This is a genomic window from Phyllobacterium sp. 21LDTY02-6 (assembly GCF_023554255.2).
Classification (GTDB): Bacteria; Pseudomonadota; Alphaproteobacteria; order Rhizobiales; family Rhizobiaceae; genus Phyllobacterium.
Map to the genome: position 1 here is coordinate 1,257,156 of NZ_JAMJWD020000001.1, position 18,918 is coordinate 1,276,073.

17 protein-coding genes and 1 tRNA gene are annotated in these 18,918 nt (G+C 62.8%); 6 read left to right on the forward strand and 12 right to left on the reverse strand.

All coding sequences use genetic code 11. From position 1 onward, the window contains the following. Positions 1 to 30 precede the first annotated feature (30 nt). The gene (gene tig / locus M8997_RS06085) at positions 31 to 1,452 is read right to left on the reverse strand and encodes a trigger factor (RefSeq protein ID WP_250018616.1); all 1,422 of its coding nucleotides are present in this window, start codon (positions 1,450 to 1,452) and stop codon (positions 31 to 33) included. A 565-nt stretch (positions 1,453 to 2,017) separates the two neighbouring features. On the opposite strand from tig, the gene M8997_RS06090 reads away from it, so the two are divergent. From M8997_RS06090 to M8997_RS06105, 4 genes are all read left to right on the forward strand, one after another. Further along, positions 2,018 to 3,223: an efflux RND transporter periplasmic adaptor subunit gene (locus tag M8997_RS06090; RefSeq protein ID WP_371929498.1), complete on the forward strand. Its 1,206-nt coding sequence runs from the start codon at positions 2,018 to 2,020 to the stop codon at positions 3,221 to 3,223. Continuing rightward, positions 3,220 to 6,384, forward strand: coding sequence for an efflux RND transporter permease subunit (locus M8997_RS06095; RefSeq protein ID WP_250018615.1), 3,165 nt, complete (start codon positions 3,220 to 3,222; stop codon positions 6,382 to 6,384). The genes M8997_RS06090 and M8997_RS06095 overlap by 4 nt, the downstream gene beginning before the upstream one ends. Before the next feature lie 178 nt (positions 6,385 to 6,562). Continuing rightward, entirely contained in the window at positions 6,563 to 6,700 is a 138-nt protein-coding gene (locus M8997_RS06100) for a hypothetical protein (protein WP_250018614.1), read from the forward strand. A 36-nt stretch (positions 6,701 to 6,736) separates the two neighbouring features. Further along, the gene (locus M8997_RS06105; protein ID WP_250018613.1) at positions 6,737 to 6,880 is read left to right on the forward strand and encodes a hypothetical protein; all 144 of its coding nucleotides are present in this window, start codon (positions 6,737 to 6,739) and stop codon (positions 6,878 to 6,880) included. A gap of 19 nt (positions 6,881 to 6,899) precedes the next feature. Here M8997_RS06105 and M8997_RS06110 read toward each other — a convergent pair whose 3' ends face one another. The 7 genes from M8997_RS06110 to M8997_RS06140 form a co-directional block, all read right to left on the reverse strand. Continuing rightward, entirely contained in the window at positions 6,900 to 7,229 is a 330-nt protein-coding gene (locus M8997_RS06110; protein WP_250018612.1) for a GCG_CRPN prefix-to-repeats domain-containing protein, read from the reverse strand. 110 nt (positions 7,230 to 7,339) lie between these two features. Further along, the gene (locus M8997_RS06115) at positions 7,340 to 7,978 is read right to left on the reverse strand and encodes a glutamine cyclotransferase (RefSeq protein ID WP_250018611.1); all 639 of its coding nucleotides are present in this window, start codon (positions 7,976 to 7,978) and stop codon (positions 7,340 to 7,342) included. 40 nt (positions 7,979 to 8,018) lie between these two features. Further along, the gene (locus M8997_RS06120) at positions 8,019 to 9,239 is read right to left on the reverse strand and encodes a helix-turn-helix domain-containing protein (RefSeq protein WP_250018610.1); all 1,221 of its coding nucleotides are present in this window, start codon (positions 9,237 to 9,239) and stop codon (positions 8,019 to 8,021) included. Between the two features lie 123 nt (positions 9,240 to 9,362). Further along, positions 9,363 to 9,812, reverse strand: coding sequence for a hypothetical protein (locus M8997_RS22235; protein WP_371929499.1), 450 nt, complete (start codon positions 9,810 to 9,812; stop codon positions 9,363 to 9,365). A 29-nt stretch (positions 9,813 to 9,841) separates the two neighbouring features. Continuing rightward, positions 9,842 to 9,924: transfer RNA gene (locus M8997_RS06130), tRNA-Leu, on the reverse strand. A gap of 131 nt (positions 9,925 to 10,055) precedes the next feature. Beyond that, positions 10,056 to 10,625: a GDYXXLXY domain-containing protein gene (locus tag M8997_RS06135; protein WP_250018608.1), complete on the reverse strand. Its 570-nt coding sequence runs from the start codon at positions 10,623 to 10,625 to the stop codon at positions 10,056 to 10,058. Further along, positions 10,622 to 11,728, reverse strand: coding sequence for a DUF2157 domain-containing protein (locus tag M8997_RS06140; protein WP_250018607.1), 1,107 nt, complete (start codon positions 11,726 to 11,728; stop codon positions 10,622 to 10,624). The genes M8997_RS06135 and M8997_RS06140 overlap by 4 nt, the downstream gene beginning before the upstream one ends. 218 nt (positions 11,729 to 11,946) lie before the next feature. Here M8997_RS06140 and M8997_RS06145 point away from each other — a divergent pair, with 218 nt between their 5' ends. Together M8997_RS06145 and trmFO are read left to right on the forward strand one after the other, a co-directional pair. After that, positions 11,947 to 12,093: a DUF1127 domain-containing protein gene (locus tag M8997_RS06145; protein WP_250018606.1), complete on the forward strand. Its 147-nt coding sequence runs from the start codon at positions 11,947 to 11,949 to the stop codon at positions 12,091 to 12,093. A 258-nt stretch (positions 12,094 to 12,351) separates the two neighbouring features. Continuing rightward, a complete protein-coding gene (gene trmFO / locus M8997_RS06150; RefSeq protein ID WP_250018605.1) occupies positions 12,352 to 13,761 on the forward strand; it encodes a methylenetetrahydrofolate--tRNA-(uracil(54)-C(5))-methyltransferase (FADH(2)-oxidizing) TrmFO in 1,410 nt (469 codons plus the stop codon). A 55-nt stretch (positions 13,762 to 13,816) separates the two neighbouring features. On the opposite strand, the gene lpdA is transcribed toward trmFO, so the two are convergent. The 4 genes from lpdA to M8997_RS06170 are packed head-to-tail and all read right to left on the reverse strand — an operon-like array spanning position 13,817 to position 18,794. After that, positions 13,817 to 15,208, reverse strand: a complete 1,392-nt coding sequence (gene lpdA, locus M8997_RS06155; protein WP_250018604.1) for a dihydrolipoyl dehydrogenase — start codon at positions 15,206 to 15,208, stop codon at positions 13,817 to 13,819. A gap of 5 nt (positions 15,209 to 15,213) precedes the next feature. Further along, positions 15,214 to 16,518 (reverse strand): dihydrolipoamide acetyltransferase family protein, encoded by a 1,305-nt coding sequence (locus tag M8997_RS06160; RefSeq protein ID WP_250018603.1) that lies wholly within the window; start codon positions 16,516 to 16,518, stop codon positions 15,214 to 15,216. A gap of 11 nt (positions 16,519 to 16,529) precedes the next feature. Then, on the reverse strand, positions 16,530 to 17,543 hold the full coding sequence (locus M8997_RS06165) for an alpha-ketoacid dehydrogenase subunit beta (protein WP_250018602.1): 1,014 nt from the start codon (positions 17,541 to 17,543) through the stop codon (positions 16,530 to 16,532). A gap of 3 nt (positions 17,544 to 17,546) precedes the next feature. Then, the gene (locus M8997_RS06170; RefSeq protein ID WP_250018601.1) at positions 17,547 to 18,794 is read right to left on the reverse strand and encodes a 3-methyl-2-oxobutanoate dehydrogenase (2-methylpropanoyl-transferring) subunit alpha; all 1,248 of its coding nucleotides are present in this window, start codon (positions 18,792 to 18,794) and stop codon (positions 17,547 to 17,549) included. Between the last annotated feature and the right edge of the window lie 124 nt (positions 18,795 to 18,918).

Below are 18,918 nucleotides of genomic sequence, written 5' to 3' on the forward strand. Positions count from 1 at the left end.
CGGCCCGTTCGAGACATGGTCGAGACGAGATCAAGCCTCGTCGTCGGTCTTCTTCTTTGCAGCCTTCTTCGGCGCGGCCTTCTTGGCCGGCTTCTTGGCTTCCGCCTTGGTGTCGGTCTCGTCATCCGCCATCAGCTCTTCCTTGGTCACGGTCTTGTCCGTCACCTTGATGCTTTCGAGCAGGTGGTCGACGACCTTCTCTTCGAAGATCGGGGCGCGCAGGCCGTTGATCGCGTCCGGCGTGTTGCGGAAGAAGTCGTAAATCTGCTTCTCCTGGCCCGGATACTGGCGAACCTGATCGTAGACGGCGCGCTGCAGCTCTTCTTCCGTCACTTCGACGCCGGCCTTGTTGCCGATCTCGGAAAGGACGAGGCCGAGACGAACGCGACGTTCAGCAAGCTTGCGATATTCCTCGCGTGCCTCTTCCTCGGTCGTCTCTTCGTCTTCGAAAGTCTTGCCGGCGGTCTGCAGATCCTGCGTGATCTGCGACCAGATATTGTTGAACTCCGCATCGATGAGGCGCTGCGGTGACTCGAACTTGTACTCGCCGTCGAGAGCGTCGAGAATCTGGCGCTTCACCTTCTGGCGGGAGAACGACTTGTACTGGTTCTCGATCTGCTCGCGGATCAGCTGGCGCAGGCGCTCGGCATTCTCGAGGCCAAGCGACTGGGCGGTCTCGTCATTGATCACGATCTCGCCCGGCTTGCCCACTTCCTTGACCTTGATGTCGAAGGTGGCATCCTTGCCGGCGAGATGCGCGGCCTGGTACTGCTCGGGGAACGTGACCTTGATTTCCTTCTCGTCACCGGCCTTGACGCCGATCAGCTGGTCTTCGAAGCCCGGAATGAACTGGCCGGAACCAAGCACCAGCGTCGCATCCGTGTCGGCGCCGCCGTCGAAGGGAACGCCGTCGACCTTGCCGAGATAATCCATGGTGACGCGATCGCCGCTTTCGGCCTTGCCCTTCTTGGGCTCGAACGTCTGGGCGGAACTCGCGATGCGCTTGGCCTGCTCCTCGACTTCCTCATCGGTGACTTCGACGACTTCGCGGGTAACGCTGATCTTCGACGCGTCCTTGAGTTCGATTTCCGGCAGCACTTCGTAGTTGAGCGAGAATTCGAAATCGGCCTCGCCGTTCAATACTTTCTCGGCTTCCTTCTCGTCTTCCGTCATGACGACTTCAGGCTGGGTCGCCGACTTCTCGTTGCGGTCGGAGAGAATGGTGCGTGAGGAATCGCTGAGGATCTCGTTGACGACTTCCGCCATGAACGACTTGCCATATACCTTGCGCAGATGGCTTACAGGCACCTTCCCGGGACGAAATCCGTTGATGCGCGCCTTGGCGCTGGCACCCTGGAGGCGTTCGGAAAGCTTTGCTTCCAGATCCTTGGCCGGAACGACGACCTTGATCTCGCGCTTCAGTCCTTCATTGAGCGTTTCAGTAACCTGCATATCCAAACCTTCACTTCTAACATTTGCCCCGCCGTTACCGGCACTCTTGCCAAATTGCGGGAAGAAAACTGTTGCCTTCGTGGTTCCGGGAAGCGGATGGACGAGCTTCGCTCGTCTTCACATTGATTATATAATCCTGTTCCAACTCGACTTCCGATTTGTGCCCTCGCCGTAATACATGCCGCAGCACAAAACTGGGTTGGAAATCGCACCGTCACCGACTGGTCGCTCCCTTTACTCGGCTCGGTCGCAAAAATCAATGGTGGAGCCAGGCTGGCGCGCAAAATTGACAGGAGCGCACAATACCACTCCAGATTGCGAGGTGACAATCGTCGGGAACTGTGCAAATCTGCCCGCATGGGGATTTGAGACTAGTGTCAATCTAACTCGTGCAACCTTTCATGGCGCTGCCCTGCTATGTCCTATCTCCCCGCATGCACCTTAGCTTAATCCGAATTTGTACTACTCGACCTGATCGTTCGCGAAGTTCGTTCTAGCATTTTTATCTGTATCAGAATGATGTCGCCCAATCGTCGGGACGTTTCACTGTATGGAGACCTGTCCTTTGTCGTCCAGTTTGAATTCTACCCTGAAGGCCGGCATCGCCGCCCTTCTGTTTTCCTGCACTTCGGCCTTTGCCCAGGAAGCGGCATCTCCTCCCCCGCCCCCTCCGGTCACGGTCGCAAAGCCGGTCGTACGCGACGTCGTCGATAGCGACGAGTTCATCGGCCGTTTCGAGGCCGTCGACCAGGTCTCCATCCGGTCGCGCGTCGCCGGATATCTCGACAAGATCGAGTTCAAGGACGGCGCCCTGGTAAAGCAGGGCGATCCATTGTTCACGATCGACCAGCGGCCCTACATCACTGCGCTGTCGCAGGCCGAGGCCTCGCTGGAAGTCGCCAAGACCACCCTCATCTATGCCGAGGCGCAGTTCAAGCGCACGGAGTCGCTCGCCAGCAGCGGCACATTGTCGGCATCGCAGCTCGACGACCGGCGCCGGGACTTCATTTCGGCGCAGGCAAATGTCCGCGGCGCCGAAGCGGCCCTCGCCCGCGCCAGGCTCGACCTCGAATATACGAGGATCACGGCGCCGCTCAGCGGCCGGATCGACCGGCGGCTGATATCCGTCGGCAATCTCGTCCAGCCGGACCAGACCATCCTCACCACCATCGTCTCGCTCGATCCGATCGATTTCTATTTCGACGTGGACGAGAGGAACCTGCTCTCCTATGCCAAGACCGCCCGCGAGCGCGGCAGCAACCTGCAGGAAGGCGGCGGCGGCATCGAGGTCACCGTGCGGGTGGCCGACGCCAATGAAAAGCCGTTCAAGGGGACTGTCGACTTTGCCGAAAACCGGATCGACAGCGAGACCGGCACGGTCCGGGTCCGGGCGCGCTTCGCCAATCCGGATTTCGTCCTGCAGCCCGGCCTCTTCGGCCGTGTCGACGTAGCGGCATCCAACAGCTACCGGGGCATTCTCGTTCCCGACGAGGCCATCGGATCGGACCAGAACGAGCGGATCGTATTCACCGTCACCGAGGATGGCACCGTCACGCCGAAGCCCGTCCGCATCGGGCCGAAGCTCTATGGCTATCGCGTCATCCGCTCCGGGATGACGGGCGACGAGACCATCGTCGTCAACGGCCTCATGCGCATCCGGCCCGGCGTCAAGGTAAAGCCTGAAATGACGGAATTGCCGCCGGAGGCCGTCACCGCGGACAGTTCGTCCGCGGCGGCCGCCGATGCCCCTGTTCCGGAGACCGCGCAATGAGATTTGCACATTTCTTCGTGGACCGTCCCATCTTTGCGACGGTCCTTTCAATCGTTTTGCTGATCGTCGGCGGCATCGCCTATACCCAGCTGCCCGTGGCGCAGTATCCGGAAATCGCACCCCCGACGATCGTCATCCGCACCTCCTATCCCGGTGCCGATGCCGAGACGATCGCCAATACGGTGGCGACGCCCATCGAACAGGAAGTCAACGGCGTGGAGGGAATGCTCTACATGTCGTCCTATTCGACCGCCGATGGCTCCATGGCGCTGACCGTCACCTTCCGGCTCGGCACCGATCTCGACAAGGCCCAGGTCCTGGTGCAGAACCGCGTTTCGATCGCCGAACCGCGGCTGCCCGAGGAAGTGCGCCGCCTCGGCATCACGACGACCAAAAGCTCTCCGGACCTGATGATGGTGGTTCACATTCTCTCGCCCAACGGGAGATATGACCAGCTCTACGCCTCCAACTACGCGCGCAGCCGGGTGCGGGACGTGCTCCTGCGCCTCGATGGCGTCGGCGACCTGATCATCTTCGGCGAACGCGAATATTCGCTGCGCATCTGGCTCGACCCGGAAAAGCTTGCCGCCTATGGCATGACCTCGGACGATGTCGTCCAGTCTCTGCGCGACCAGAACGTGCAGGTTTCCGGCGGCTCGATCGGCGGACCACCGACTTCCGGCAACAATGCGTTCCAATATACCGTGACGACCGAGGGCCGCTTCAGCGACGCAAGGCAGTTCCGCTATGTCATCGTCAAGGCGAGCCAGTCCGGCCGTCTCGTGCAATTGCAGGATGTCGCCAGGATCGAGCTCGGCGCCAAGGACTATGTCACCAACAGCTATCTCAACGGCAGTCCGGCTGTTGCGCTCGGCATATTCAGCCGCCCGGGCACCAATGCCCTCGCCGCTGCTGCCTCCATCCGCAGCACCATGGAGGAACTCTCCAAGGATTTCCCCGATGGCCTGACCTATGACATCGTCTACAATCCGACGGAGTTCATCGCGGAATCCATCAACGAGGTCTACAAGACCATCATCGAGGCCGTCATATTGGTGGCGCTCGTCGTTCTCGTATTCCTGCAATCCTGGCGAACGGCCATCATCCCCATCGTGGCGATCCCGGTATCGCTGATCGGCACGCTCGCCATCCTGCTCGCCTTCGGCTTCTCGCTCAACATGCTGACGCTGTTCGGCCTGGTGCTCGCCATCGGCATCGTGGTCGACGACGCCATCGTGGTCGTGGAGAATGTCGAGCGAAACCTGGCGCGGGGGATGACACCGAAGGAAGCCTCGCATGTGACGATGGACGAAGTCGGCACCGCGGTCATCGCGATTTCGCTCGTCCTCATCGCCGTCTTCGTGCCAACCGCCTTCATACCGGGCATTACTGGCCAGTTCTATCTCCAGTTTGCCATCACGATCGCGGTTGCGACGGCCATTTCGGCGCTCAATTCGCTGACGCTGTCGCCTGCCCTGGCGGCAATCGTGTTGCGGCCGCATGGGCACAAGGAGTCGAACAATCCGCTGGCGAGGGTCGGCCGGTCGCTGGCCAACGGCTTCAACCGGGGCTTCGACAAGATGGCGTCGGGCTATTCCTGGGTGATCCGCCATCTGGTCAGTTCGGCGACAGGCATCGTCGCGTCGCTGCTGGTGTTCGTCGCCCTGCTCGGCGCCACCTGGTTCATGGCGACCTCCATCCCGCGCGGCTTCATACCGCTCATGGATCAAGGCTATGCCATCGTCGTCGTGCAATTGCCCGACGGCGCGTCGCTGTCGCGAACGGATGCCGCGATCCAGAAGGCGACCGAACTGGTGCGCAAGACACCGGGCGTGAAGAACGCCGTCGCCTTCTCGGGCTTCAGCGGCGCAACCTTCACCAATGCTTCCAATTCGGGCGTGGTGTTCGCGACCTTCGACGATTTCGAGAAACGGCTTGAACACGGCCAGGATGCGAATTCGATCATCGGCCAGCTCTACGGCACGCTGCAGAGCATACAGGAGGCATTCATCATCGCCGTGCCGCCGCCGCCCATCAACGGCATCGGCACGTCGGGCGGCTTCAAGATGCAGCTGCTCGATCGCGACAGTTCCGACATGCGCCGCGTGCTGGCGCTGGCCTACCAGATGATGGGCGAAGCCAACCAGACACCGGGCCTGACCGGCGTGTTCACCACCTTCTCTGCCTCCAGCCCGCAATATTTCCTTGAGATAGACCGCGACAAGGCGCGGGCGCTGAACGTTCCCATACCGAACATCTTCGAAAGTCTTGCCACCAATCTTGGCACGTCTTATGTGAACGATTTCAATGCCTTCGGACGAGTTTATCAAGTCCGGGCACAGGCGGACCAGCAGTTCCGCGTCGAGCGGGACGATATTCTCGCACTCAAGGTCAGATCGGCCAGCGGTGCGCTCGTTCCCCTTGGCACGCTGGTGGAAATCAGGGACACGACCGGCCCGTCGCTGGTCCAGCGCTACAATATGTACGTATCGGTGCCCTTGCAGGGCAGCGCTGCGCCGGGCGTCTCGACGGGTGCGGCGCTCGACTCGATGGAGGCGCTTGCGGCCAAGACTTTGCCGCAGGGCACGACGTTCAACTGGACGGAACTTGCCTTCCAGGAGCGCAATACGGGCAATACGGCAGTGTTCATCTTCGCGCTGTCGGTGGTGTTCGTGTTCCTTGCCCTGTCCGCCCAGTATGAAAGCTGGGTGCTGCCTCTGGCCATCATCCTGATCGTTCCGCTGGCGGTGCTCGCTGCCCTGATCGGCGTCTGGCTGCGCGGCATGGACAACAACATCCTGACGCAGATCGGCCTCGTGGTGCTGATCGGGCTGGCGGCGAAGAACGCCATTCTGATCGTGGAGTTCGCCCGCCAGCACGAGGAACAGGGCTCCGATCCGATCGAGGCGGCCATCGAGGCAAGCCGCCTGCGCCTGCGTCCGATCCTGATGACGGCCTTCGCATTCATCTTCGGCGTCGTGCCGCTGATGATCGCCACGGGCCCCGGCGCCGAAATGCGCCAGTCGCTGGGAACGGCGGTGTTTTCGGGCATGCTGGGCGTCACATTCTTCGGGTTGTTCCTCACACCCGTCTTCTATGTGGCCCTGCGCTCTTTCGGGCGAAGGCGAAAGCCGGCGGCCGAAGAAGCGGCAGCGCACTAGCAACGAAAGGCGTGGATCACCTCCACGCCTTTTTCTTTTCCACAGTAGCCCGGATATTGGCCTGCCAAGGTTGACCCGCGCCGCCATGTTCTCCAGACTGTCGTCGAAGTCGTTCCGTTCCGGCGGGATTTAAAGTTTGCGAATGGCCTGCTCCGGTCGCAACGAACGGAGAGCAAATATGAAGCACCAATGCGCCGTTATCGGCGTCCTTATAGTCTTGTTCGGCTTGCTTGGGCTGGTGGCGATGCACTCCAGAGAAGATGCGGGACCCAATTCGAGCCGCCAGATCATCCCGTCCATCGACGCGCCATCGTGATCCGCCGATGGATGGCAAACCCTGAACGGAACGCCGATGCCGAGACTCTTTCTGGTTTTCCTGACTGTCGCGATCTCGATACCACTGGCCGGCTGCGTGAGCGATCCCAATTTCCGGCCACCGGACCCGAGGACCTACGAGCCGCCAGTCTATGACGGCTCGTCACATGGCGGACGATAATGGTTCGTCCACTGTCCGCCTACCAGTTGCGCACGCAATAGCCCCGGCGTGAAAGATGGAAGCCGCGCGGGCAGGCCCTGTGGGCCGGGCGGATACGCACGCATTCACCAAAGCGATTGAGCCGGCGACCCGGGCCGCAGCGCGCGATCCGGCGATTTGGCACGCACCGTCCCCAGCGATTGACGTGCCAGCCACGCCCGCACCGCCAGCCGACCTGCTCCAGCACCTGCGACAGTTCGATCGAATTGCTGCGAGCCGGCGCTGCGGGCGACGCTCCGGCCGGCGCAGCCATGGCAAACAGTCCGCCGATCAGGACGAGTACAGAAAGACCGATTTTCCATGATGACATAGAACTTCCTCCCATGAAGATATTCCATGGGAGGAAAAATAACTCCAATAGGCCGGGACTGCCACAATAAATTGTCGGCAATTGCCGGTGCGCCGGCGATACCGCAAGGGCTAATCGCGCCGAGGCCTCTTCACCGCGCGGATCGTGCCGCTTCCGCCGCCACCGCAGAAGAAGCGGTCCTTGCCGTCCGATTCAAGCCCGGACACGCCGCAACCGGAAGGCATTTCGATGATCTCGAGGACTTCGCCGGTCGCGACATTGATCCGCCTGACATCGCTCTCGTCGCCCTCCCACGTCCCGTGCCAGAGCTCGCCATCGACCCAGGTGACGCCGGTGACCACGCGCCTGGATTCGATGGTGCGCAGGACCTTGCCCGTTTCAGGATCGACCTGATGGATCCTGCGGCCCCGGTGCTGCCCGACCCAGAGCGAGCCCTCGGCCCAGGCGAGGCCGGAATCGCCGCCATTGCCGGGCGCGGGTATCGTCGCCACCACTGCGCCGTTCTTCGGGTCGATCTTCTGGATGACAGTCTCGGCGATCTGGAAGATATGGCGGCCGTCGAACGCCGTCCCGGCATGGGCGGCCGCGTCGATGGAACGGGTAATCACACCGTCCTCGGGGTCCATGGCATTGATCCTGTCGCCTGATGCGAACCAGACCTGGCTGCCATCATAGGTCAGGCCGTGGACCTGTTCGACATCGGGAAATGGTCCATATTCGCGGATGATCTCGGCGGTGCTCGTCTTCATGGTTCGACTCCTGCTGTTCGATGTTCGGTTCCCCGGCAATCTAGTCGCTCGGCAATGGACCCGGGAGTAACAACACCGTCGGGAAACCGGCAATCACAGGCACCGTCCAGCGCCGCGCCCTGCCCTTGCCCAGCGCCTGCACCTTGCCAGCCGCCGCAAGCTGTTCGAGCCCGCGCTGCACCGTGCGGGCACTGGCGCCGAGCGCAATCGAAAGCGCGGAACTCGCCCAGGTCTCGCCATCGGCAAGCAGCGCGAGCAAGGCCGCATGTTTCTCGTCGACAGGCGGCGCAAGCACGGCAACGCCGCCATTGTGCCTGGGCTTCAGCGCAAAGCCGCGCCCGGTAGCCCCAATGTCGGCAAGCGGCCGCAATTCGGCGCGCAGCCGGCCTATCTCCACCCGCAGCCGGGCTCGATGCGACTCGTCCGCATGTCTCGCGCCGAACGCCGATATCAGCAATTGCTCGCGCGAGACATCGCCGGGCCAGGCCTCCGCCAGCGCACGCACAAGCGCGAACAGCACCGGCCGCGTCGCCAGCGATACGACCTCATCCTGCCTGCGCACCGCATTGCGGCAGGCATCGACGACGAGCAGGTCCGACGAGAACAGCGTCTCGACCTCGTCGAGCAGAAGCGGACGCTGCCCATCGCCCTGGATCAGGCGGGCCGCCGGCCGACGCAGCACCAGGCCGACCTCTTCCACCTCGGCCGAAAGCGCCGGAATGTCGGCCTCGCGGGCTGCCTCGACGGCACGGGCCAGCGCCTCGCGCGCCTGTCTTGTCCTGAGACGACGAATGGCAATGCCGGCCAGAACGAGATCATAGGCTGCCCGCGAGGCCGGCGGCAGGTCTGCCGGGTCGAGTTCGCCCAGCCGGCGCTCTGCCTCGTCGAGCGCGCCGATCAGCAGCAGGCGGCGCACCTCGAGATGTCGCGCATGGGCCGCGTTGATCCGGTCGCCCCGGCGCTCCAGCGTCAGGCGGGCCTGTTCGAGCTTCTTCACCGGCCAGCCGAGATCGCGCGAAACCAGCGCTATTTCCGCTTCGGCGACGACGCAGCGGCTGCGCGCCACGGCTTCCCTCGGGCCGAACGCAGCAGCGGCGCGGCGCAGAAGCGACTTGGCACGGACGAGATCGCCGAGTTGCGCCATGGCAATGCCGCGCAAGGCCAGCGCCGGCGCATCCTCGCGCAAGGCGACCCGCTTCAACGCGCCCAGCGCATCGCCCGCCGCAAGGGCCCGGGCGGCGGCAGTAATCAAGGAATCCATGCAAATCCCGTCACACTTGTCACTCTCCCGGTTCCGGCATCCGGTTCTATCCTGCCTGATGACCGGCAAGCGCACGGCGCCGGGCGATCGAACAACGCCGAGGAGAACTTCATGGACAATAGTCTAAAGAGCGCGCAGCAAGTGTGCAATTGTCACCCGGAACGGGCGGAAGGCGTTCGAAGCGCGCCGCGCGGATCGGGTCTGATGAATGTCTCGGCGCGCAGCAGCGCGGCGATGGACACTCGTTCCAGCGATCAGCACGGAGTGGAAGACCATGGCCAAGCCATCGAACCCCGCAAGTAATGCCCCGTCTTCATCGGCCACGTCTTCATCGGCCCCGTCTTCATCGGCAATGACGGTACAGGCGGCAACGCGCTGGCTGACCCTTGCCGCGACGCCGACATTCGCGTCCATGGCGCTGCTGTCGTCGGCGGAGGGCGGTGCGGACATGATCTGCACCAGCGCCGCTTCGCCGATCAGCGGAATGACGCTGATGTACCTGCTGATGGCTGTCTTCCATTCCGGGCCATGGCTGCGGCTGGCCGCGAACTGGCGCTGAGCCCGCCAATTCAAGCACTTAGGCAGAAGTGTTCAGGAATGAATGGTGCGGATAGAGGGACTCGAACCCCCACGGTCTCCCGCCAGAACCTAAATCTGGTGCGTCTACCAATTTCGCCATATCCGCATGGCCCTGGCTCTCGCCTCGGGCGCGGCCTCTATAGCATCCCATCTCGCAGCGTCAAAGGAAAAAGCCGGGCGGCGCGGCCGCGCAGTTCGCGTCCACCCTGACAGCCAGTGTGTCGGTCACGATGGCAGTCAGTATGAAGGCTGCTCGTCCAGCACCTTGTCGCCATCCCTCAGCGCCCGGACTTGCGCCTCGCCGTCGGGCGAGACCGCAACGACCGCCTCGATCTGCTGCTTGCGCTGCAGGTCTTCGAGTACCCGTCCTTGCCCCTCCGCCACATAATAGCGCTCGATGCCATAGGTGACGGGCACCGTTGTGAACATCGTCAGGTCGCGCAATGCACCTATCCTGCCGCGCAACGTGATCTCGCCGTCGGGGCTTTCGCTCGGCCGCTGCCACGAAGCCCTGGCGAAGGCCCATTTGCCCGATGCGTCGGGGCGCAGCGTGACGAAAACATCGGCCGGCCCGTTCTTCGGCGCCGTTCCTTCGATAGAGCTGGTGGGGATGGCCGAAATATCATAGCCAAGCGCAACATATTCGCCGCGCAGCAGATCACGCGGATCGACCGGATGGGTCAGAAGGGTGATGTCGGTGGCGCTGCGCAGTGCCGAGGCGCGCTGTTCGACCATGGCGAACAGGACGCCGGATTGAAGCAGCGCCACGGCAGCGGCCAGCCACAGGATGCGGCGCTTGCCCTTCATGGCGCGGCCTCCGTCAGTTGCGCCCTTTGCTTGAGCCGCCGTTCCATCCGCATGACGAATACGGCGAGAAGCAGCACGAGAACGCCGGCACTGAGGAAGAAGCCGGCGGTTCCGATCATGGTGCCGATGGTCTTGAAGGCGAGATAGATGACTTCGAACGAGAAGACCGAATAGGCGATCCAGCGCACGGCCGGGTTCCTGTAGCCGGACAGCGACAGCCCGGCGACCGAGCAGGCGAGGATAAGGAAGCCGGCCATCACCTCGCCGGGCACCGTGCCCTCGAACTCGTCGAACTGCAGGAAGATCAGGACCAATAGCAGCGTGAAGAAGCCATAGGCTCCAACGGCTTTGGACCAGCCGGTCCAACGCTCCAGCAGGGGATGGCGCAAGGCATCGACGAGGAATAGTCCGCCGCCCACAAGGGCCGCCGGCCAGAATATGGCCGCCTCGTCGAGATCGATGCGCAGCACGAACACATAGACGATGGCGAGGATGGCGATCAGGTGCCGCGCAGCCCTCGCGCCCGTGTACCAGGCAAGGCCGGCGCAAAGGAGCAGGAGAATTGGCAGCAGCCAGGAATAGCCGAAGCGGCCGCCATCATCGAGGGCGAGAAACAGGAACAGGCCGGCCAGCACCACGCTTCCCGAAGCAAGGATCTCGGAGCGCAGGAGCGGCGCGGCGATCATGACGCCCGCGACCCACAGCAGCACCGCTTCGGCGGGTTCCCCGGCGAGGTGATACATCTGGCCGACCAGCGCGATGCCGGCACCGAAGGTGATGGCGGCGATAAGGTAGAAGGCTTCGCCCAGCATGCGCTCGCCGCGGCTGACGCGCCATGCGCCGCCGAGATAGCCCGCCCAAATGACCGCGACGATCAGGACGAGGCGCACCAGCCTCGGCATCACTTCCCAATTGGCGGCGATCAACGAGAGGATGGCGGCGCCGAGCAATACGGCTCCCAGCACCGCAAGGATGCCGCCGAGACCGAAGCCGGAACGGCTGGTCTCCACATCGCTGCGCAGGCGCGCTGCCGTATCGGAGTCGATTATGCCTTTCGATTCCCAACGGGAGATGTGCCTATTGATTCCGAAAGATACCGCCAATGACTGAGTCTCCAATGCAAGCAGCTAACTCGACTGCGGCTGAAAAGGCAATCTCGGGTATTTTTGTGCAGCGCAGCATTCTGCGCCCATTATGACGCAATGCAACAATTGCATAGCTGAAATGCAAACTTGTCTCTGCAAGTTCGAGGCCGCTTCGACTATCTTCAGCTCAACGATCAAGAGTGATCAACGAGACAACAACCGAAGTGGTGAATGACATGAACCTTATCCGTTCCTACAGCAACTGGCGCCGTTACCGCGAGACGGTAACCGAACTGAACCGCCTTTCGATCCGCGAACTGAGCGACCTGGGCATTGCCCGTTCGGACATCCCGTTCGTAGCGAAGAAGTCCGCAATCCGCTAATAGCGGCAAGGAATATCGCTGAGGCTTCTCCTCCTCCCAAAGCCTCCTGCGATCAAAGCCCGGCACTCCTCCTCCCAGCCGGTCTTTACTTAACGACACCCACCGCACCTCCTCCCGCGGTGGGTGTTGTTGTTTCTGGAGGTAGCTTCCCATCGCCACAGCGCGCCCCTCGCGCCCGAATCTTCCCCGCTCCATATATTTCCGCTTGCATGCCGGGCTTGCCGTTGAAGCGGCGCGGCAAAAGAGCTATGGGAAGGCATGTCCATCAAACCAGTTCATATCGTCGGCGGCGGCCTTGCCGGTTCCGAAGCATCATGGCAACTCGCTGAAGCGGGCGTGCCGGTCATCCTCCATGAAATGCGGCCCGTCCGCGGCACGGATGCGCACAAGACCGATCATCTGGCGGAACTCGTCTGTTCCAATTCGTTCCGTTCCGACGACGCCCAGACCAATGCCGTCGGCGTCTTGCATGCGGAAATGCGCCTGGCCAATTCGCTGATCATGGCCGCCGCCGATGCCAATCAGGTCCCGGCGGGCAGCGCGCTGGCGGTCGATCGCGATGGCTTTGCCCAGGCCGTCAGCGCCAGGCTCGAAGCGCACCCGCTCATCACGCTCATGCGCGAAGAAGTGACCGGCCTGCCGCCGGAAGACTGGGACAAGACGATCATAGCCACCGGGCCGCTGACCGCGCCGTCGCTTGCCGCGGCTATCGGCGAGCAGACCGGAACGGACGCCCTCGCCTTCTTCGATGCGATCGCGCCCATCGTCCATTTCGATTCCATCAATATGGACGTGTGCTGGTTCCAGTCGCGCTACGACAAGGTCGGGCCCGGCGGCAATGGCAAGGATTATATCAACTGCCCGCTCACGAGGGAGCAGTACGAAACCTTCATCCAGGGTCTGATCGACGGTGACAAGACCGAGTTCAAGCAATGGGAAGGAACGCCCTATTTCGACGGCTGCCTGCCCGTCGAGGTGATGGCCGAGCGCGGACCGGAGACGCTGCGTCACGGACCGATGAAGCCGATGGGCCTCACCAATGCGCACAATCCGACGGTCAAGCCCTATGCGGTCGTGCAGCTGCGCCAGGACAATGCCCTCGGCACGCTCTATAATATGGTCGGGTTCCAGACGAAGCTGAAATATGGAGCGCAAACGGAGATATTCCGTCTCATTCCGGGGCTCGAGAACGCCGAATTCGCCCGTCTCGGCGGATTGCATCGCAATACATACCTCAATTCGCCCATCCTGCTCGACCCGACCCTGCAGCTCAAATCCCGGCCCGGATTGCGCTTTGCCGGCCAGATCACCGGCTGCGAAGGCTATGTCGAATCCGCCGCCATCGGCCTGCTCGCGGGCCGGTTTGCCGCGGCCGAGCGTCTGGGCGGATCGGCGACGCCGCCCCCGGTGACGACCGCCTTCGGCGCGCTGCTCGGCCACATCACCGGCGGGCATATCGTAAACGACGAAGAGCCGGGCAAGCGCTCTTTCCAGCCGATGAATGTCAATTTCGGCCTGTTCCCGCCGATCGAGGCACCGAAGCAGGAAGGCAAACGACTGCGCGGCAAGGAAAAGTCGAACGCCAAGAAGCAGGCGATGAGCGCGCGGGCGCTCAGCGACTGCCGGGCCTGGCTCGGCCTGCCGGCGGTCTCGCAAGCCGCCGAGTAAGCGTCACTCCATCAGAGTTGCCTGAACAATCCCTGCGTGGCCCAACTACGCGGGGTCAGATATGGATTGCGTGGCCCAGCGCCTTCAATGCTGCCTCGGGGAAGCCTTCGCTCTGCGTCGGATGCGCATGAATGGTGCCGGCGATATCTTCCAGCCGCGCGCCCATTTCCAATGCCAGCGCGAAGCTGGCCGAAAGCTCCGATACGCCGCTTCCCACCGCCTGGATGCCGAGGATCAGATGGTTGCTGGCCAGCGCGACGACGCGGACGAAACCATCCTCGCCCTCCTGCGTCATTGCCCTGCCATTGGCCGCGAAGGGGAACAGCCCGACCTTGATCTCATGACCGGCCTTCTTCGCTTCGTCCGGCGAAAGGCCGACCGCGACGATTTCGGGATCGGTGAAGCATACGGCGGCGATGGCGCGCCTGTCCCATGCCCTGTTCTGCCCGGCGACGATCTCGGCAACCATTTCGCCCTGCGCCATGGCCCGATGCGCCAGCATCGGTTCGCCCGTGACGTCGCCGATGGCATGGACGCCGCGCATCGAGGTGCGGCATTTCTCGTCGATCCGCACGAAGCGGCCGTCCATGTCGAGATCGATCTCCTCCAACCCCCAGCCCGTCGTTACCGGCTTGCGGCCAACGGTTACGAGGATCTTGTCGGCAGCTATTCTCTCATCCTTGCCATCGGCAGTTTCGATCAGCAGGGCATCGCCCTTGACGCCCCTTGCCTTGGCCCCCGTGACAAGTTTCACGCCCAAGCCATTGAGATGCTTGACGATCGGGCGGGTCAGCTCCGCATCATATTGCGGCAATATCCTGTCCATCGCCTCGATCACCGTGACGTTCGAACCGAGCTTCGCATAGGCGGTGCCAAGCTCGAGCCCGATATAACCGCCGCCGACCACGGCCAGCCTTTCCGGCACGCTCTCCAGCGACAGCGCCTCGGTCGAAGATATGACATTGCCGCCAAAGGGCAGCGACGGCACCTCGACGGGCGCCGAACCCGTGGCAATGACGATATTCTCGGCGCGGATGATCTGCAGGCCGGTCAGCGTCTCGACCTCCACGGTCTTGCCGTCGCGAAACCGCGCCCGGCCGGTGACGATCTTGACATTCGCCTTCTTGAGGAGGCCCGCGACGCCATTGTTCAAGCGGCTGACGATCCCGTCCTTCCAGGCGATCGTCTGCGTAAAATCGAGCGAATGTTGCGCAACCCCAATGCCGAGCGGCGTCTTTCCCGCCGCAAATCGCGCTACTTTGGCAAATTCGTCGGCTGCATGGATGAGCGCCTTGGAGGGGATGCAGCCCACCATCAGGCATGTGCCGCCCACCCTTCCGGCTTCGACGATCACCGTATCGACATTGAGCTGCCCGGCGCGGATCGCGCAGACATAGCCGCCGGGGCCGGCGCCGATCACCAGGAGCTTGCACGAGATATCCTTCATCGTTTTCAACCCTCGACAAAAATCATGGCAGGCGTTTCGAGCAGCGTCTTGATGCGCTGGATGAAGACCGCGGCGTCCCAGCCATCGATGACGCGATGGTCGAAGCTCGACGACAGGTTCATCATCTTGCGCGGGATGAAATTGGTGCCATCCCAGACCGGACGCATCATGATCTTGTTCACGCCGATGATGGCGACCTCGGGATGATTGATCACCGGCGTCGTCACGACACCGCCCATGCTGCCGAGCGAGGTGATGGTGATGGTCGAGCCCGTCAGCTGTTCGCGCGTCGCCGTACCCGTCTTCGCCGCCTCGGCCAGGAGATTGACCTCCGCGGCACAATCCCACAGCGTCCGCGCTTCGGCATGCCTGACGACCGGAACGACAAGGCCGTTCCCGGTCTGGGCGGCGATGCCGATATGCACGCCGCCATGCTGGTGGATGATGTTGGCTTCGTCATCATAGACCGAGTTGAGCTGCGGCTGCTCCGCGATGGCCTTGACCATGGCGCGCATCAGGAATGGCAGCAGCGTCAGTTTCGGCTGATCGGCGCGCTTGCTGGCATTGAGCCTGCTGCGCAGCTCCTCGAGCGAGGTCACGTCCACCTCTTCGACATAGGTGATGTGCGGTATGCGCGACTTGGAGAGCGCCATCTTCTCGGCGATCTTGCGGCGCAGCCCGACGACCTTGATTTCCTGCACCTGATTGTTGGGCGAAAGGGCGGAAGCGCCTTGCTTCTGCGGCCCATGGGCGAAAAACGCCTCGAGATCCTCATGCGTGATACGGCCTGCCGGCCCGGTGCCCGGCACCTGGCGCAGATCGACCCCCGCCTCGCGCGCCCGCTGCCTGACCGCCGGCGATGCGAGCGGCTTGTCGCCCTCCTTGCGCGGGGTGCCGGCCGCGAAACCCGGCCTTGAGGCCACATCCTTCGGTGCTGCTGCCGGTCTTGTCGCCGGCTCCCGCTGCTGCTTCGGCGCGGCGGGTTTTTCCTCGGCAGCCACGGGCGGCTGTTCCGGCGCCGGTTTGGCGACAGTCTCCCTCTCCAAGGCGGGGGCGGCATGTCCCTCGCCTTCGACCTTCAGGCGGACCAGCGGCGATCCGATGGCGATCACGTCGCCGATCTCACCGCCCAGCCAGATGATCTCGCCATCGACCGGAGACGGTATCTCGACCGTCGCCTTGTCGGTCATGACGGCGGCAAGCACCATGTCTTCGCGTATGAGGTCGCCGATCTTGACGTTCCATTCCACCAGCTCGGCCTCGGCGACGCCTTCGCCGACATCGGGCAGTTTAATGACATACTCACCCATCGACCTGCCTCCTAGCTTTCCAGCGTTTCCAACAGCGCCCGCCCCAGCCGCGTCGGACCGGGGAAATAGTCCCACTCCTGCGCATGCGGATAGGGCGTATCCCAGCCGGCCACGCGGGCGACCGGAGCTTCGAGCTTGTAGAAACAATGTTCCTGAACCAGCGCGGCAAGCTCGGCGCCCAAACCCGATGTGAGCGTGGCTTCATGGACGACGACGCAGCGCCCGGTCTTGGCCACCGACTCGATGATCGTGTCGAGATCGAGCGGCAACAGTGTTCGCAGGTCGATGATCTCGGCATCGATGCCATGCTCCTCCGCTGCCGCCTCGGCGACATAGACCATGGTGCCATAGGCGAGGATCGTCAGCTGCGATCCCTCGCGGCGCCTGATGGCCTTGCCAAGCGGAACGGTGTAGTGGCCATCCGGCACCTCGCCGAGATCATGCTTCGACCAGGGCGTGACGGGCCTGTCATGATGGCCGTCGAAGGGCCCGTTATAGAGGCGTTTGGGCTCCAGGAAGATCACCGGGTCCGGATCTTCGATCGCCGCGATCAGCAGCCCCTTCGCATCATGGGGATTGGACGGAACGACGACCTTCAGCCCCGACACATGCGTGAACAGCGCCTCCGGGCTCTGGCTGTGGGTCTGGCCGCCGAATATCCCGCCGCCGGTCGGCATGCGCACGACGATCGGACAAGTGAAGCCGCCATTGGAGCGATAGCGCAGCCGCGCGGCCTCCGAAACGATCTGGTCATAGGCCGGATAGACGTAATCCGCGAATTGTATCTCGACGCAGGGCCGCAGGCCGTAGGCCGCCATGCCGATCGCGGCGCCGACGATGCCCGACTCGCTGATCGGTGCGTCAAAGCAGCGGGTGCGGCCATATTTCGCCTGCAGCCCGTGGGTGCAGCGGAAAACACCGCCGAAAAAGCCGACATCCTCACCGAAGACGACCACATTGTCGTCGCGTTCCATCATTGCATCCATCGCGTCGCGGATGGCTTCGATCATCGTCTTGCGTGCCATGTATCAGACCCCCGCCTGCTGGCGTTGACGACGGAGATGCGGTGGCATTTCCTCGTAGACCCCCTCGAACATGTCACGCGCCGAGGGCTTGCCACCGGCATGAAGCGTGCCGAAGCTTTCCGCTTCCTTCTGCGCCGCTATGACCGTATCCAGTATCTCCGCCTCCGCCTGCACATGGCGCTCCTCCGACCACGCGCCGCGGCCAATGAGGTGGTTCTTCAGGCGGATGACGGGATCGCCCAGGGGCCAGGCGTCGGATTCTGTCTTCGGGCGATAGGCGGACGGGTCGTCCGAGGTGGAATGCGCGCCGACGCGGTAGGTGACATATTCGATCAGGGTCGGGCCAAGATTGCGCCGGGCCCGCTCCACCGCCCACTGCGCTACGGCGAAGACCGCAAGATAATCATTGCCGTCGACGCGCAGTGCCGGAATGCCGAAACCGAGGCCTCGCGCTGCGAAAGTACCGGAACCGCCTCGTGCAATACCTTGAAATGTCGATATAGCCCATTGATTATTAACGATATTCAATACCACTGGCGCCTTGTAGGTGGAAGCAAAGACCAGCGCCGCGTGGAAGTCGGATTCAGCGGTGGAACCGTCACCGATCCATGCGGCGGCGATTTTCGTGTCGTTCTTGATCGCCGATGCCATGGCCCAGCCGACGGCCTGGATATATTGCGTCGCCAGATTGCCGGAGATCGAGAAGAAGCCATGCTCCTTGGACGAATACATGATGGGCAATTGCCGGCCCTTCAGCGGGTCGCGCTCGTTGGAGTAGATCTGGCACATCATCTCGACCATCGGATAATCGTTGGCGATGAGCAGCCCTGCCTGCCGGTAGGTAGGGAAATTCATGTCGCCCGGCTGCAGCGCCTTGCGGAAGGCGCAGCTCACCGCCTCTTCGCCAAGATGCTGCATGTAGAACGAGGTCTTGCCCTGGCGCTGGGCGATCTGCATGCGTGCGTCGAAGGTGCGCAAGGTCATCATATGGCGCAGGCCGGCGACAAGCTGTTCGTCGGTGAGCAGCCCGGACCATGGGCCGACAGCCTCGCCGTCGCGGTTCAGCACGCGGATGATGGAATAGGCCAGATCCCTGAAATCCTCGGGATTTGCATCGACGTCGGGTCGGCGCACGGAGCCGGCCTCGGCGATCTTCACATTGGAAAAGTCGGGTACCCCGCCCGGACGAACATCCGGCTCCGGCACATGCAGGCTAAGCCCGCCCGCTGTTGGCACAGCATCGTTCGACATATGGCACCTCCCGCTTCCATTTCCCGCCACATAGTAGCATGAATGGCATGCGGAACGGCAATGACCGTTTGGGGAGGCAAAGCGGGCCAACCGTGAACACGGGCTGCCGGCTTGTCTGGCTAAG

Bases quoted from the DNA above. Each gene is read 5' to 3' on its own strand.
- M8997_RS06170 (WP_250018601.1), bottom strand. From the start codon at position 18,794: ATGTCGAACGATGCTGTGCCAACAGCGGGCGGGCTTAGCCTGCATGTG.
- M8997_RS06160 (WP_250018603.1), bottom strand. From the start codon at position 16,518: ATGGGTGAGTATGTCATTAAACTGCCCGATGTCGGCGAAGGCGTCGCC.
- M8997_RS06145 (WP_250018606.1), top strand. From the start codon at position 11,947: ATGAACCTTATCCGTTCCTACAGCAACTGGCGCCGTTACCGCGAGACG.
- M8997_RS06115 (WP_250018611.1), bottom strand. From the start codon at position 7,978: ATGAAGACGAGCACCGCCGAGATCATCCGCGAATATGGACCATTTCCC.
- M8997_RS06165 (WP_250018602.1), bottom strand. From the start codon at position 17,543: ATGGCACGCAAGACGATGATCGAAGCCATCCGCGACGCGATGGATGCA.
- trmFO (WP_250018605.1), top strand. From the start codon at position 12,352: ATGTCCATCAAACCAGTTCATATCGTCGGCGGCGGCCTTGCCGGTTCC.
- M8997_RS06100 (WP_250018614.1), top strand. From the start codon at position 6,563: ATGAAGCACCAATGCGCCGTTATCGGCGTCCTTATAGTCTTGTTCGGC.
- tig (WP_250018616.1), bottom strand. From the start codon at position 1,452: ATGCAGGTTACTGAAACGCTCAATGAAGGACTGAAGCGCGAGATCAAG.
- M8997_RS06095 (WP_250018615.1), top strand. From the start codon at position 3,220: ATGAGATTTGCACATTTCTTCGTGGACCGTCCCATCTTTGCGACGGTC.
- M8997_RS06135 (WP_250018608.1), bottom strand. From the start codon at position 10,625: ATGAAGGGCAAGCGCCGCATCCTGTGGCTGGCCGCTGCCGTGGCGCTG.
- M8997_RS06120 (WP_250018610.1), bottom strand. From the start codon at position 9,239: ATGGATTCCTTGATTACTGCCGCCGCCCGGGCCCTTGCGGCGGGCGAT.
- lpdA (WP_250018604.1), bottom strand. From the start codon at position 15,208: ATGAAGGATATCTCGTGCAAGCTCCTGGTGATCGGCGCCGGCCCCGGC.
- M8997_RS06105 (WP_250018613.1), top strand. From the start codon at position 6,737: ATGCCGAGACTCTTTCTGGTTTTCCTGACTGTCGCGATCTCGATACCA.
- M8997_RS06110 (WP_250018612.1), bottom strand. From the start codon at position 7,229: ATGTCATCATGGAAAATCGGTCTTTCTGTACTCGTCCTGATCGGCGGA.